This is a genomic window from Stappia sp. TSB10GB4 (assembly GCF_900185745.1).
GTDB lineage: Bacteria > Pseudomonadota > Alphaproteobacteria > Rhizobiales > Stappiaceae > Stappia.
In genome coordinates, this window is the sequence record NZ_FYAV01000024.1 from 61,906 (window position 1) to 75,255 (window position 13,350).

At 68.0% G+C, this 13,350-nt stretch carries 11 protein-coding genes and 1 tRNA gene; 6 read left to right on the plus strand and 6 right to left on the minus strand.

All coding sequences use genetic code 11. The annotated features are described in order from the left end of the window. Nucleotides 1-62: 62 nt before the first annotated feature. Nucleotides 63-1,340 (plus strand): FAD-binding oxidoreductase, encoded by a 1,278-nt coding sequence (locus TSB10GB4_RS02250; RefSeq protein WP_186394387.1) that lies wholly within the window; start codon nt 63-65, stop codon nt 1,338-1,340. Nucleotides 1,341-1,525: 185 nt separating this feature from the next. Here TSB10GB4_RS02250 and TSB10GB4_RS02255 read toward each other — a convergent pair. After that, nucleotides 1,526-1,599, minus strand: a tRNA-Gln gene (locus TSB10GB4_RS02255). Further along, entirely contained in the window at nt 1,590-1,766 is a 177-nt protein-coding gene (locus TSB10GB4_RS02260) for a hypothetical protein (protein ID WP_186394388.1), read from the minus strand. The genes TSB10GB4_RS02255 and TSB10GB4_RS02260 overlap by 10 nt, the downstream gene beginning before the upstream one ends. 1,003 nt (nt 1,767-2,769) lie before the next feature. On the opposite strand from TSB10GB4_RS02260, the gene TSB10GB4_RS23745 reads away from it, so the two are divergent. The 3 genes from TSB10GB4_RS23745 to guaB all read left to right on the plus strand — a co-directional run bounded on the left by TSB10GB4_RS23745 (nt 2,770) and on the right by guaB (nt 6,254). Then, nucleotides 2,770-3,855, plus strand: a complete 1,086-nt coding sequence (locus tag TSB10GB4_RS23745; RefSeq protein WP_244293163.1) for a Ppx/GppA phosphatase family protein — start codon at nt 2,770-2,772, stop codon at nt 3,853-3,855. 9 nt (nt 3,856-3,864) lie between these two features. Beyond that, the gene (locus TSB10GB4_RS02270; RefSeq protein ID WP_186389186.1) at nt 3,865-4,563 is read left to right on the plus strand and encodes an RlmE family RNA methyltransferase; all 699 of its coding nucleotides are present in this window, start codon (nt 3,865-3,867) and stop codon (nt 4,561-4,563) included. 188 nt (nt 4,564-4,751) lie between these two features. Beyond that, nucleotides 4,752-6,254: an IMP dehydrogenase gene (gene guaB / locus TSB10GB4_RS02275; protein WP_186394389.1), complete on the plus strand. Its 1,503-nt coding sequence runs from the start codon at nt 4,752-4,754 to the stop codon at nt 6,252-6,254. 102 nt (nt 6,255-6,356) lie between these two features. Here guaB and TSB10GB4_RS02280 read toward each other — a convergent pair whose 3' ends face one another. Beyond that, nucleotides 6,357-6,593, minus strand: coding sequence for a hypothetical protein (locus TSB10GB4_RS02280; protein ID WP_186394390.1), 237 nt, complete (start codon nt 6,591-6,593; stop codon nt 6,357-6,359). A 379-nt stretch (nt 6,594-6,972) separates the two neighbouring features. Here TSB10GB4_RS02280 and TSB10GB4_RS02285 point away from each other — a divergent pair, with 379 nt between their 5' ends. Next, the gene (locus tag TSB10GB4_RS02285) at nt 6,973-8,271 is read left to right on the plus strand and encodes an RsmB/NOP family class I SAM-dependent RNA methyltransferase (RefSeq protein ID WP_186394391.1); all 1,299 of its coding nucleotides are present in this window, start codon (nt 6,973-6,975) and stop codon (nt 8,269-8,271) included. A gap of 71 nt (nt 8,272-8,342) precedes the next feature. Here the strand turns inward: TSB10GB4_RS02285 and TSB10GB4_RS02290 are convergent, their stop codons facing one another. Next, nucleotides 8,343-9,551, minus strand: coding sequence for a tetratricopeptide repeat protein (locus TSB10GB4_RS02290; protein ID WP_186394392.1), 1,209 nt, complete (start codon nt 9,549-9,551; stop codon nt 8,343-8,345). 245 nt (nt 9,552-9,796) lie between these two features. Here TSB10GB4_RS02290 and guaA point away from each other — a divergent pair, with 245 nt between their 5' ends. Continuing rightward, nucleotides 9,797-11,362: a glutamine-hydrolyzing GMP synthase gene (gene guaA / locus TSB10GB4_RS02295; protein ID WP_208984359.1), complete on the plus strand. Its 1,566-nt coding sequence runs from the start codon at nt 9,797-9,799 to the stop codon at nt 11,360-11,362. A 130-nt stretch (nt 11,363-11,492) separates the two neighbouring features. Here guaA and TSB10GB4_RS02300 read toward each other — a convergent pair whose 3' ends face one another. Continuing rightward, a complete protein-coding gene (locus tag TSB10GB4_RS02300) occupies nt 11,493-12,623 on the minus strand; it encodes an ATP-binding protein (protein ID WP_186394424.1) in 1,131 nt (376 codons plus the stop codon). Between the two features lie 2 nt (nt 12,624-12,625). Continuing rightward, a complete protein-coding gene (locus tag TSB10GB4_RS02305) occupies nt 12,626-13,309 on the minus strand; it encodes a response regulator (protein ID WP_186389146.1) in 684 nt (227 codons plus the stop codon). Nucleotides 13,310-13,350: the final 41 nt, after the last annotated feature.

Consider the following 13,350-nt stretch of genomic DNA (forward strand, 5'->3'; position numbering starts at 1 on the left):
GATTTATGCTCACGCCAATGTCAAATCGCCCGGATCAGGCGGGCACGTTCGGGGACGCTTCCATGACCAGCAAGGGAAATCTTTGGCGGGCGAGTTCTGCTGTTCGGGTCGAGGCACCGGCGCTGGACCGCCCGCTGGACGTGGACCTGGCGATCATCGGCGGCGGCTTCACCGGCCAGGCCGCGGCGCTGGAGGGCGCGCGGCGCGGCGCCTCGGTCGCCGTGTTCGAGGGCGAGACCTTCGGCCACGGTGGTTCGGGGCGCAATGTCGGGCTGGTCAATGCGGGGCTTTGGCTGCCCCCCGAAGAGGTCGTCAGGGCAATGGGCGCCGAGGCGGGCGGGCGGCTGATGGCGCTGCTGGCCGATGCGCCGCGCCGGGTGTGGTCGCTGATCGAGCGCGAGGGCATCGAGTGCGAGGCGACGCGGCAGGGCACGCTGCATCTGGCTCATGCGCCTGCCGGCTTTCGCGATCTGGCCGAGCGGCACCGCCAGGGTACGGCCCTCGGCTGGCCGCTGCAATTGCTGGATGCGGCGGAAGCGGCCCGCCGCACCGGCAGCAGGGCCTTTCACGGCGCGCTGTTCGATCCGCGTGCGGGTACGATCCAGCCGCTGTCCTATGCGCTGGGTCTGGCGCGGGCGGCAATTTCGGCGGGGGCGCAGGTGTTCGAGCACAGCCGCGTCAGCCGGGTGCGGCGCGAGGACCAGCACTGGCATCTGAGCGTGAACGGTCAGCCGGTGCGGGCGCGCAGCCTGCTGCTGGCGACCAACGCCTATTTCGACGGGATCGACATGGGCACACGCCCGGAGATCGTCGCCGTCAACTATTTCCAGGCCGCGACCGTGCCGATCCCGCAGGACCTGCGCTTGCGCATCCTGCCGGGGCGCCAGGGCTGCTGGGATACGGATCTGGTCATGTCCTCGTTCCGCATGGACGCGCAGGGCCGCTTCATCATCGGCGGCATCGGCAATCTGGAAGGGCCGGGACGGGCTGTCCACATGAGCTGGGCGCGCCGCAAGCTGCGTCAGACCTTCCCGGAACTGGGCGACCTGCCGTTCGAACATGACTGGTCCGGCCGCATCGCCATGACCGGCGATCACATCCCCAAGATCCTGCGCTTCGGCACCTCGGCCCTGGCCTGCTTCGGCTATTCCGGCCGGGGGATCGGGCCGGGCACCACTTTCGGCACGCTTGCGGCCGAGGCGCTTTTGACCGGCGACGACACCGTCCTGCCCGTCGCGCCGGTGACCAGCCACCGCGAGAGCTTCGTTCCCGTGCGCGAGGCCTATTACGAGATGGGCGCCGTCCTGACCCATGCCGTCAAGGCGAGGGGCGGCACCTGACGCGGGCGGGCCCGTCCGCCCGTTCTTGCGGCGCGGTGCAGCGGCGCGCGCGGCCTCTATGGTGGTACGCGCCCTTCAGGCCGTGGACTGGAGTGCTTTCACACGCGATGACAGATACCGTGACCGGAAGCGCCGCGGGGGAGGGCAAGTCTGGCGGGGAGGGTGAGCCTATGAGACAGGGAGGTTGGCTGGGGAACCTGGATTCGAACCAGGACTAACGGAGTCAGAGTCCGTGGGTCTACCGTTAACCTATTCCCCAATGCCGATGGATGCTCTTTCCGGATGTGACCGGACATCTGGACCTGCAACAGCCATGCCGGCTCTGGAGCCTTTGGCGATGCAGTCCGGCCGGAGATGCTCTTCAGGAAAGATGCCCTTCAGGAAAAAACTCCCCGGCGCCTGCCGCGCGAACGGCAGCGCATCCATGGGCGGCTTTTTATGAATCTGGACCCGCGCTGTCAAGCACGGATGCCGGTCCTTGGAAAAAATGCTGCCCCAGCCTGTGCATATCCGGGGTTGGCAGAGGGCGCGCGCGCAAGGTCGGGACGCGCGCGGGGCAGCGCGTGCCATGGGATTTGCGGCTGTCGGGGGGCTTCCCGTGGGGCAGAACGTTGCGGGCGGCGGATATGGTGGTAAACTCTCCCCAACGACAATGCGTTTTCTGGCGGCGGCCACGATGCGGCCGACACAGGAAGGCAGAGGCACCCATGGGTGCCGGTAAGGACAGACTGTGAGCGAATCGGGACAGATGGAGCCGGGCGACAGCCGGCTGCATCCCGGCTCGACACCGGGACAGAACGACGCGACAGGCGCCGGCACAGGGCCCGCCAAGCGCAAGAGGTCCCGGAAGAGACGCAGGCCGAAGGGCGCCGCTGGCGCCCCGGCCGGGGGCTCCGGGCAAGGTGCGGCACGCACGGCCGGAGACCGGGATGCCGGAGCGAACGCCGTCGGCGCGCCACCACCAGGGGGCGTGAACGGGAAAGCTGCATCCGCGGGCAGCCGAAAGCGGGCGCGCAAGCGCCACCGCCCCAACCGGGCGGAGCGGCGTGCCGATGCCAGCCGGACGGACACCAGCCAGACAGATGCCAGCCGCACGGATGCCAGCCGAACGGCTGCGAGCCGGGCCGAAGGGCAGACACCCGCCGAGACGGCGGGCCAAGCCGAGCCGGCAACGCGCGCGCAGACTGCGCCGCAGGCCGGCAGGGCCGCGATCCGGTACAAGGAACAGCCGCAAGCAGGGGCGCGGGAGGCTGCGGCGCTGCGGCGTGGTGTGCCGACGACCGGACAGCAGGCAGGGTGGGGGGCTGGGCAATCGGGCCCCGGCAGCCATGGCGAGGGCTCTGGGAAACACGGCCGCCCGGCGGACCAGGTGCACGCGGCGGTGCCCCACTGCGCGTCCGGGTTGCCGGCGCGCGGGCGGGACGAACCCGTGGCCCACCGGCCGCCGCCGCATGGGCATGCGGTAGCCGGGCCAGAGGCGGAGCCGCCGGGGCGGCTCTATGCGGCGCTCGATCTTGGCACCAACAATTGCCGCCTGCTGGTGGCACGGCCCGAGCAGCGCGGCTTTCGCGTGGTCGATGCCTATTCGCGCATCGTCCGGCTGGGCGAGGGGCTGGGCCATACCAACCGGCTGAGCGAGCCGGCGATGGAGCGGGCGCTGGAAGCGCTGGTCTGTTGCCGCGACAAGCTGGAGGAGCGGGGGGTCGATCGTTTCCGCCTGATCGCTACGGAAGCCTGCCGCGCGGCGGAAAACGGGCCGCAATTCATCGAGCGGGTGCGGCAGGAAACCGGACTTGCCCTGGAGATCGCCTCGCGGGAGACCGAGGCGCGGCTCGCGGTCGCGGGCTGCGCGTCGCTCGTGTGTCCGGATGCCAATGGCGTGGTGCTGTTCGACATCGGCGGCGGATCGTCGGAGATCGTCTGGCTGGACCTGCGCAACCGCTGCGGCGCGCGCGGCGTGGCGCTCACCCGCTTCATCCGCGCCTGGATCTCGCTGCCCGTCGGCGTCGTCAACCTTGCGGAACGCCATGGCGGACGCCATGTCACGACCGACACGTTCGAGGCGATGGTCAACGATGCCCGCGCGCATCTGGAGGCCTTCTCGCTGGGACGGGAACTCAGCGCGGCGATCTGCGACGGCAAGGTGCACATGCTCGGCACATCCGGCACCGTCACGACGCTGGCCGGCGTGCATTTCGGCCTCAAGCGCTACGACCGGCGCCGGGTCGACGGGGCGTGGATGGACACCGAGGATGTCTCGGCGATGATTGAGCGGCTGCGTGCGATGCCGTATGAGGAGCGCGTCGACAACCCGTGCATCGGCGCCGACCGGGCCGATCTCGTGCTGGCGGGCTGTGCGATCCTCGAGGCGATCCGACGGCGCTGGCCGTGCCAGCGGCTGCGTGTCGCCGACCGGGGCTTGCGCGAGGGCATCCTGATGGAGCTGATGGCGGCCGACAATGTCTGGCGCCGAAAGCCGCCGCACCGACAGCGCCCGCGCGGGCGCACGAGATAGGACAAGGCAATGACCACTTCGGGCCGCGGACGCGGCGACCGCGGCATGTTCGAGCGGGTGAAGACCGCGCGCAAGCGGTCGAATTCCTCTACCCGCTGGCTGCAGCGCCAGCTCAACGATCCCTATGTCCGCCGCTCGAAGATCGACGGCTATCGCTCGCGCGCGGCCTACAAGCTGCTGGAGATCGATGAGAAGCACAAGCTGCTGAAGCCGGGCCAGAGGATCGTCGATCTCGGCGCTGCGCCCGGCGGCTGGTGCCAGGTGGCGGCAGCGAAGACCGGGTCCACCGATGAGGATCCGCTGATCGTCGGCATCGACTATTTGGAGATGGAGCCGCTCCCCGGCGTGGTGCTGCTGCAGAAGGACTTTCTCGACGACGACGCGCCGCAAGCCCTGCTCCAGGCGCTTGGCGGCCATGCGCCGGACCTGGTGATCTCCGACATGGCGGCGCCGACCACCGGCCACCGTCAGACCGACCACCTGCGCACGACTCACCTGTTCGAGGTCGCCGCCCTTTTTGCCCGCGAGACCCTGGCGCCGGGCGGCGCCTTCCTGTCCAAGGTCTTTCGCGGCGGAGCCGAGAACGACCAGCTCGCCGAACTGAAGCGCGACTACCAGACGGTGCATCACATCAAGCCGCCGGCGAGCCGCAAGGAAAGCCCGGAACTTTATGTTCTGGCGAAGGGTTTTCGCGGCCGCAAGGACTGAGCGAAAGACACTCGCCGCATCGGTGCCGTTAAGAAAAGACCGCGAAGGGACAAGTCCTTCCGTGATCGCGCTTCCCTTCCCGTCGTACGCGTGTTAATGACCCGCGCCAACTTCTCCCATCTGCGACCGCTCCTCCGGACGCCTCCCGTCCGGACCAGGGTCGTTTTTCCTGAAAGGGGAATTGGCCGATGCCCGCATTCTACCAGTCCATTCACGGTACGGAGGCTCTGACCTTCGACGACGTCCTGCTGATGCCGGGCCATTCGGAGGTCCTGCCGGCGGAAACGGATCTTCGTACCCGGGTGACGCGGGAGCTGGAGCTCAACCTGCCGATCCTGTCGAGCGCCATGGACACCGTCACCGAGGGGCGGCTTGCCATTGCCATGGCCCAGGCCGGCGGCATCGGCGTGATTCACCGCAATCTGACCATCGATCAGCAGGCCGAGCAGGTCCGCCAGGTCAAGAAGTTCGAGTCCGGCATGGTGGTCAACCCGCTGGTGATCGGCCCCGAGGCGACGCTGCAGGAAGCGCTGGACCTGATGCAGCATTTCGGCATTTCCGGCGTGCCGGTGGTCGAGAACGGCGGCTCGGGCGGGCATCATGTCGGCCGGCTGGTCGGCATTCTGACCAACCGCGACGTGCGCTTCGCCTCCGATCCGGCGCAGCGCATCGCCGAGCTGATGACCCGCGAGGGGCTGGTCACGGTGCGCGACAGCGTGAGCCAGGCCGAGGCCAAGCGGCTGCTGCATGCGCATCGGATCGAAAAGCTGCTGGTGGTCGACGACCGCAACCACTGCATCGGTCTGATCACCGTCAAGGACATGGAGAAGGCTCAGCTCAACCCCAACGCTTCCAAGGACGAGCAGGGCCGACTGCGGGTCGCGGCGGCAACCAGCGTCGGGCCGGAGGGTTTCGAGCGGGCCGAGCGGCTGATCGATGCCGGCGTCGACCTTCTGGTCGTCGACACCGCCCATGGTCATTCCGAGCGGGTGCTGGAGATGGTGCGCCGGGTCAAGGCGCAGTCGAATGCCGTGCAGGTCCTTGCCGGCAACGTCGCCACGGGCGACGGCACGCGGGCGCTGATCGACGCCGGTGCCGACGCGGTCAAGGTCGGCATCGGTCCGGGCTCGATCTGCACCACCCGGATCGTCGCCGGCGTCGGGGTGCCGCAGCTCACCGCGATCATGGAGGCCTGCGCGGTTGCCGAGAAGGACGGGGTGCCGATCGTCGCCGACGGCGGCATCAAGTTCTCGGGCGATCTTGCCAAGGCGCTGGCGGCCGGTGCCTCCGCCGCGATGGTCGGCTCGCTGCTGGCGGGCACGGACGAGAGCCCCGGCGAGGTCTACCTGCACCAGGGCCGCTCCTACAAGGCGTATCGCGGCATGGGGTCCGTCGGCGCGATGGCGCGCGGCTCCGCCGACCGCTACTTCCAGGCGGAAGTGCGCGACACCTTGAAGCTGGTGCCGGAAGGCATCGAGGGTCAGGTTCCCTACAAGGGGCCGCTTGCCAGCGTCCTGCACCAGCTCGGCGGCGGCCTGCGCGCGGCCATGGGCTATGTTGGGGCCCGTACCATCGCGGATCTGCAGGACAAGGCGCGCTTCGTGCGGATCTCCGGCGCGGGCCTGCGTGAAAGCCACGCCCACGATGTGACTATCACCCGCGAGAGCCCGAACTACCCCGGCGGCGTCTGAGGACGGCGACGGTCGAGAAGGAATATCAGCCGGCACCGGGCGGAAGAGATCTTCCGCCCGGTGTCGTTTTCTGGACCGGTTTTTCCGGATCGTGCCGGCCGATTACCCGAGAGCGGCGTCCGCAACCTGCGCCTGTGGGCCGCGCCGCCGGCCGCCGCGGCGCGGCGCGCGGGGTTCCCGCGACATCTCCAGAAGGCGATGGGCGCAGGCGACGAGCAACTCGGGCGAGGCTCCGTCAACGTCCTGGGCGGCATAGGAGAAGAACGCTTTCCACGCCCGAATTTCCTTATCCGGGTCGGTAAATGTACTTTCGGTCGGCTGTCTGATGTCGCTTTTCATGGCATCCTCCTCCGATAAACAAGATTTGGCACTCAGTGACGTTATGGAAGCGTTATTTGTATTCTACTCATAAGCACGTATTGGTTGTATGTTTGGTGTGCTCTGTCAATAATATCGAGGCGTCACTACTTAAGGTTGACTTTCAAACAATCCCAGGGTGAAGGCTGCTCGCGAAAACGACATGCCACGCCACCCTGTCGCGGCGGTGCCAGACATTGGCAAGGCGCGGAGGATCGGCTAAAGCAGCCGAAAGGGTGCAGTCCCGGTCAGGCCGGGATCGGCTGGCAGGGTCTTTGGCGTCGTGCCGTCGGGCAGCGGCGCGACGCGGGCGATGTCGCGACCTGCTGGCGCGCATGGACGGATTTCGAGGACACGAAGCATGAAGGACGGAGGCCGCCTGGCTGCGGCAATCGAGATTCTCGGCGATGTCGAGCAGGCGCGCCGGCCGGTGCAGGAGGCGTTGCGCGATTGGGGCCGGCAGCATCGCTTTGCCGGCTCCGGCGACCGGCTGGTCATTGGCAACCTCGTGTTCGATGCGCTGCGGCGGCGGTTGTCGCTGGCTGCGATCATGCAGGACGAGAGCCCGCGCGCGCTGGTGCTGGCCACCTATGCGCGAATCTGGGGCTTCGGCGTCGACGGTCTTGCCGCGGTGCTCGATGGCGACCGTTTCGCGCCCGAGGCGGTGACGCAGGAGGAGGCGGCGCGGCTTGCCGCAGAGGCTCCGGTCGAGATGGCGCCGCATGTGGCGGCCGACATTCCCGAGTGGCTGTGGCCGCAGTTCCACGAGGCTTTCGGCGATGCCGCGATCGAGGAGGGCAGGGCGCTTGCCGCCCGCGCGCCGATCGACCTGCGCGTCAACCTGCTGAAGGGCGACCGCGAGCGCCTGCTGCGCAAGCTCTCTCACCTCTCCTTGCACGCGACCGCGATCTCGCCGGTGGGGCTGCGGATCGAGCCGCCGCTCGGCAAGGAGCGGGCGCCGCACGTTCAGGCGGAAGAGGGCTTCCGCAAGGGCTGGTTCGAGTTGCAGGACGAGGCGAGCCAGGTGGCGGCGCTCGTTGCTGCGTCCGTCGAGCCGGCGCAGGTGCTGGATTATTGCGCCGGCGGCGGTGGCAAGACGCTGGCGCTGGCCGGCGAGATGGGCAATCGCGGGCAGATCTACGCTCATGACGCCAGCAAGCTGCGGCTCGCGCCGATCTTCGAGCGTCTGCAGCGGGCGGGCGCGCGCAATGTCCAGGTGCGAGACCCGGAGGCGGCGACCCTCACCGACCTGGAAGGGCGGATGGATCTCGTTTTCGTCGACGTGCCGTGTTCGGGCACCGGCGTGTGGCGCAGGCGGCCGGATTCCAAGTGGCGTATCACGCCCAATGCCCTTGCCGCGCGGGTGCGCGAGCAGCACGAGGTGTTGTTATCGGCCAGCCGGCATGTGCGCCCGGGCGGCCATCTCCTCTACGCGACATGTTCGCTGCTGCCTTGCGAGAATGGCGAGCAGGTGCGGGGCTTTCTGGCCGAGGTTCCCGGCTTCGAGGCGATCTCGCTGGAGTCGCGCTGGACGGAGTTGTTCGGGGAGGCGGCGCCGCGTCCGCGTTTCGAGGCGCCCGGCTTTGCAACGCTGAGCCCGGCGCGCACCGCGACCGATGGCTTCTTCATCGCCTTGCTGCGGCGGCGCGAGGAAGCCTGAGACCGTCGCCGTCCTGCGTCAGATGCCGTCCTGTGTCAGATGCCGGGCCCGCCTCAGATGCCGGGCCCTCGTCATATGCCGGGAAAGAGCGGCAGGTTCTCCTGGTCCCGTCGCGTCTCGCCCGGTGGGTCGGTTTCCGTCTGCGCAGCCTCTTGCGCGCCCTGCGGGGCAATGTCCTCGGCTGCGGGTCCCGTCGGCGCGACTGTGGCCGCTGCGTCGTCCTGCTGTCGTTCGGACAGCAGGCGCTCGGCACGCTCGGCGGCCTCCTGCGCCCGCTCCAGCGCTTGTCGCTCGAGTTGCGGCACCAGCACGTCGAGATCGCGCCAGACCCCTTCCGGCACCCGGTCGCGCTGGCCCGCAGCCATCAGCACGCTGCGCGCCTGCAGCCCGGCGCCGGCGGCCGCGAGCGCGGTGCCGAGCGCGTTGCCGGCGGCACGGTTGTCGCCATCCAGCTCCCATGCAGCGCGGGCATTGGACAGGGCGCCGGCCAGGTCGCCTGCCTTGCGGCAGGCATGGCTGAGCTGGATCGGGTGGTCGGGATTGTCGGGTTCGAGCTCCTGCGCGCCGGCAAAGGCCTCGATCGCCTCGCTCCAGCGCTCGCCGGCAAGATGGATCGAGCCGAGCAGCGCCATGATCTCGGCATCTGCCGCCCCGCGCACCACCGCCTGGGTTGCGGCGTCGAGTGCCTCCTCAACGCGGGCCTGGCGGAACAGGGTCCGGGCAAGTCCCTTGAGCGCCGGCACATAGGTCTCGTCGAGGCGCAGGGCCTGGCGGTACTGGGCGATGGCCGCGGCGACATTGCCGAGCGGCGCCTGGGCGTCGGCGTCGAGCGTGAGGGCGGCGGCGCTTTCCGGCATCGCCTTGAGCAGGCGGCGGGCATGGGGCGCGGCCTCGGCGTGGCGGCCGGAGCGGATCAGGATGGTGGACAGGCCATAGAGGGCGTTGCGGTTGTCGCGGTCGAAGTCGAGCACGGCGAGAAACGCCTCGCGGGCCTGCTCGTCGCGGCCGAGCAGCAGCAGGGCATTGCCGAGATTGGCGCGGGCGGGGCCGTGCTCGGGCCGGGAGAACACCACCTGGCGCAGCAGCGTCACCGCCTCGTCGAGGTCGCCCTTGCGCATCATCGCGGTGCCGGCGCGGTAGCGGGCCTCGAAATCGTCCGGGTCGCGGGTCATCAGCGCCCGGTAGATGTCGAGCGCACCGTCGAAGTCGCCGGCGGCCTCGCGCGCGGCGGCCGCGATGAGGGCGTCGGAGGCTTCGGGCGGCGAGAGGAATGAGGCCATGGATCGGGTGGGCTCCTGAGCCGCGCTTGTGCTTCCCCGGCTCGGGTCGCGGCGATTCGGCCGCGCCTCCGGAGGGCAGGTCATTGCGGGAGCGTAGGGTTCTTCGCCCGCATGGTCAAAGTTCCCACGCCCGTTCCCGCAGTTATCCGCAGCCGTCCGGCGAGATTGCGGCATTGCGGCAGGCGCAGGGCCGTGAGGACAAGATTCCTGTTCAAAACCTGCGGCGCTTTGGCTATTAGCTGCCCATGACCGACCAGCTCCTCATCATCGATTTCGGCTCGCAGGTAACCCAGCTCATCGCGCGGCGGCTGCGCGAGCTGAACGTCTATTGCGAGATCCATCCCTTCCAGAACGTCACCGACGCCTTCCTGGCCGAGTTCCGGCCAAAGGCGGTGATCTTCTCCGGCGGCCCGGACTCGGTGGTCCGCGAGGGATCGCCGCGCCCGCCGGCCTCCGTCTATCAGCTCGGCGTGCCGATCCTCGGCATCTGCTACGGACAGCAGGTGATGATGCAGGATCTCGGCGGCCAGGTGGAGGGCGGCAAGATCTCCGGCGGCGGCGGCACGGCGGAGTTCGGCCGCGCCTATGTGACACCGACCGAGCAGCGGTTGCCGTTCCTCGACGGCTGGTTCGAGGAGGGGCGCGAGCAGGTCTGGATGAGCCATGGCGACCATGTCAGCCGGCTTGCTCCGGGCTTCGAAGTGTTCGGCACCTCGCCCAACGCGCCCTTCGCCATCACCGCCGATCCGGCCCGCCGCTTCTATGCGGTGCAGTTCCACCCGGAGGTGCACCACACGCCGAACGGCCGGCGGCTCTACGAGAACTTCGTCAGACAGGCCGGTTTCACCGGCGACTGGACGATGGGCGCCTATCGCGAGGAGGCGATCCGCAAGATCCGCGAGCAGGTGGGCGACAAGAAGGTGATCTGCGGCCTGTCCGGCGGCGTCGACAGTTCGGTTGCGGCGGTGCTGATCCACGAGGCGATCGGCGACCAGCTCACCTGCGTCTTCGTTGATCACGGCCTGCTGCGTCTCGGCGAGGCGCAGGAGGTCGTGGCGATGTTCCGCGACCACTACAATATCCGCCTGATCCATGCCGACGAGCAGGAGCTGTTCCTGTCGGCGCTGGAGGGCGTCAGCGACCCGGAAGTGAAGCGCAAGACCATCGGCAAGCTGTTCATCGACGTGTTCCAGAAGCATGCGAACAGCATCGAGGGTGCCGAGTTCCTGGCGCAGGGAACGCTCTATCCGGACGTGATCGAAAGCGTGTCCTTCTCGGGCGGCCCGTCGGTGACGATCAAGAGCCACCACAATGTCGGCGGCCTGCCGGAGAAGATGGGCCTGAAGCTGGTCGAGCCCTTGCGCGAGCTGTTCAAGGACGAGGTGAGGGCGCTCGGGCGCGAGCTCGGCCTGCCGGACAGCTTTATCGGCCGCCATCCGTTCCCCGGCCCCGGCCTTGCGATCCGCTGTCCCGGCGAGATCACGCGGGCCAAGCTCGACATCCTGCGCAAGGCGGATGCGGTCTATATCGACCAGATCCGCCGCCATGGGCTCTATGACGAGATCTGGCAGGCCTTCGTGGCGATCCTGCCGGTGCGCACCGTCGGCGTGATGGGCGACGGGCGGACCTACGACTATGCCTGCGCCCTGCGCGCGGTGACTTCGGTCGACGGCATGACGGCGGATTACTACCCGTTCAGCCACGAGTTCCTCGGCGAAACCGCGACGCGGATCATCAACGAGGTCGAGGGCATCAACCGGGTCACCTACGACATCACCTCGAAGCCGCCGGGCACCATCGAGTGGGAATGATTTTGGCCCCTCCGGCAGTATCCATTTCTACGCTCCGATACGCCATAACACATTGAAGTGCAGGGTAATTCCAACCAGCCTTCTGTCAGCGCTCAAATCTTCCACAAGTCAAGCTGCCGTGGTCTCAGGGCTAAGAACGGGTGCGCGGGTCGGTGACACTGCTACGAGCCAGCGAGCTATACGCCTCAAAGGCAGAGCGCTTTTCCTTGGATGCTGCAAAATCCATCTCGAAGAGTGCGCCGCCGCCTGACGCGGTCCTGTACCGAAGATTTCCCCCATGCGCCTCCATGACCGCGCGCACGACGGAGAGACCGAGCCCGTTTCCTCCAGTTTCCTTCGCACGCTCGGGATCGCCGCGCACGAACGGGTCGAACACCCGGCCGACTAGATCGGTGTCGATGCCTGGTCCTTGGTCGGAGATGGCGAGCACCGCTGTTCCGTTAACCGCCTTCAGGCTGATGGTGATCGTGCCCCGGATGGCGTGGCGCCGCGCATTCGAGATCAGGGCGAGAACCGCCTGACGCACGCGTGTCACATCCGCGTCGACAACGATGTCGTCGAGGTCGAGCGCCAGAGCGAAACCGCTTGAAGCCAGATCGGGCGATAGGAGCGCGGCGATTTCCTCGACCTCCTGGGCCAGGCGGGTCGGCACGATACGGAGATCGAGATGGCCGCTATCGGCAAGCGTCACCGTGCGCAGATCCTCGACCAACCGGGCGAGGCCGTCGACCTGAAGGATCAGCCGTCGAAGCGTGGGCTCGTCCGGTTCGAACACCCCGTCGATGATCCCCTGGAGGCGCCCCTTGAGGATGGTCAGCGGTGTACGCAGTTCGTGTGCGATCGTCGCGTTCCACAGCGCCATGTCGGCGGCCATGTCCTGCAGTCGTTGCGCCATCGTGTTGAAGTCGCCGACGAGTGAGGCCGTTTCGCCCAGCGCCTTGTCGCTTGCCGTAGCCCGGGCCGACAGGTCGCCAGCGGCGATCTGGCGAGCGCTGCGGGCCAGCGACTCCAACGGATCGAGGATGCGGCGCGCGAGCCGCAGCGCCACCAAGGCGGCAATCGGAAGGGTGACGAGGACCAACACGGCAAAGATCACGAGGTCAAGTGATGTCAGCCAGCCATCCGCTTCCGGCAATGGATAGACGGCGACGAAAACCGAGTAGATGAGATAGGTGCCGAAGAACACGAGGATGCCAGCCAGGACGGTGATCGCTGACATGGCGATAAGGATCTGACGGCTCAGCCCAGTGCGCGCGTCCATCGTCACGCCGACAATCTGTAGCCGATGCCGCGAACGCCGGGCAGGAGCCCGTGTGCCCCTGCCTGTTCGAGCTTCTTGCGCAGCTTGCTGAGGTGGCTGTCCACCGTCCGGTCCAGGGCGTCCGATCCGGGGAGGCAAGCATCGACAAGCTCGCCGCGCGTAAACACCTTGCCGGGGTTGCGCGCCATATGGGCGAGGATGCGGAACTCGGTCAGGGTCAGCGCCAGCGGCCTGGCCTCGCTGCCGGTCCCGAAGCTCGCCTGATAGCCATCGAGATCGATGGAGAGATCGCCCACGCGCAGAACGCCGCCCGCCGTCGCCAGCCCCGAGCGCCGGAGCACGGCCTTGGCGCGCGCCACAACCTCAATCGGATTGAACGGCTTCACGACGTAATCGTCAGCGCCGATGCGAAGACCTTGAAGGCGGTCGATATCCTTGTCGAGCGCAGTGATCATGATGGCTGGGGTGGTGCCGCGCCGGCGAAGTTCCGCCAGGACTTCCCAGCCGTCGAGACGGGGCATGTTCACATCCAACAGGACGAGATCCGGCTTCAAAGCGAGATGGAGATCGAGGGCGGTGCGGCCGTCGCGGGCGAGCACGGTCCTGAACTCCTCCCGCTGGAGGTAGGCGTCCAGGATAGAAGCGATTTCTTCGTCGTCTTCGGCAATCAGGACAAGGGCGGCCATGGCGTTCTCCTGCTCAAGGGATGCCATCCGTAGCGACTGCC

Bases quoted from the DNA above. Each gene is read 5' to 3' on its own strand.
- TSB10GB4_RS02260 (WP_186394388.1), bottom strand. From the start codon at position 1,766: ATGGATGCGCTGCCGTTCGCGCGGCAGGCGCCGGGGAGTTTTTTCCTG.
- TSB10GB4_RS02285 (WP_186394391.1), top strand. From the start codon at position 6,973: ATGAAGGACGGAGGCCGCCTGGCTGCGGCAATCGAGATTCTCGGCGAT.
- TSB10GB4_RS02290 (WP_186394392.1), bottom strand. From the start codon at position 9,551: ATGGCCTCATTCCTCTCGCCGCCCGAAGCCTCCGACGCCCTCATCGCG.
- guaA (WP_208984359.1), top strand. From the start codon at position 9,797: ATGACCGACCAGCTCCTCATCATCGATTTCGGCTCGCAGGTAACCCAG.
- TSB10GB4_RS02280 (WP_186394390.1), bottom strand. From the start codon at position 6,593: ATGAAAAGCGACATCAGACAGCCGACCGAAAGTACATTTACCGACCCG.
- guaB (WP_186394389.1), top strand. From the start codon at position 4,752: ATGCCCGCATTCTACCAGTCCATTCACGGTACGGAGGCTCTGACCTTC.
- TSB10GB4_RS02300 (WP_186394424.1), bottom strand. From the start codon at position 12,623: ATGGACGCGCGCACTGGGCTGAGCCGTCAGATCCTTATCGCCATGTCA.
- TSB10GB4_RS02250 (WP_186394387.1), top strand. From the start codon at position 63: ATGACCAGCAAGGGAAATCTTTGGCGGGCGAGTTCTGCTGTTCGGGTC.
- TSB10GB4_RS02305 (WP_186389146.1), bottom strand. From the start codon at position 13,309: ATGGCCGCCCTTGTCCTGATTGCCGAAGACGACGAAGAAATCGCTTCT.
- TSB10GB4_RS02270 (WP_186389186.1), top strand. From the start codon at position 3,865: ATGACCACTTCGGGCCGCGGACGCGGCGACCGCGGCATGTTCGAGCGG.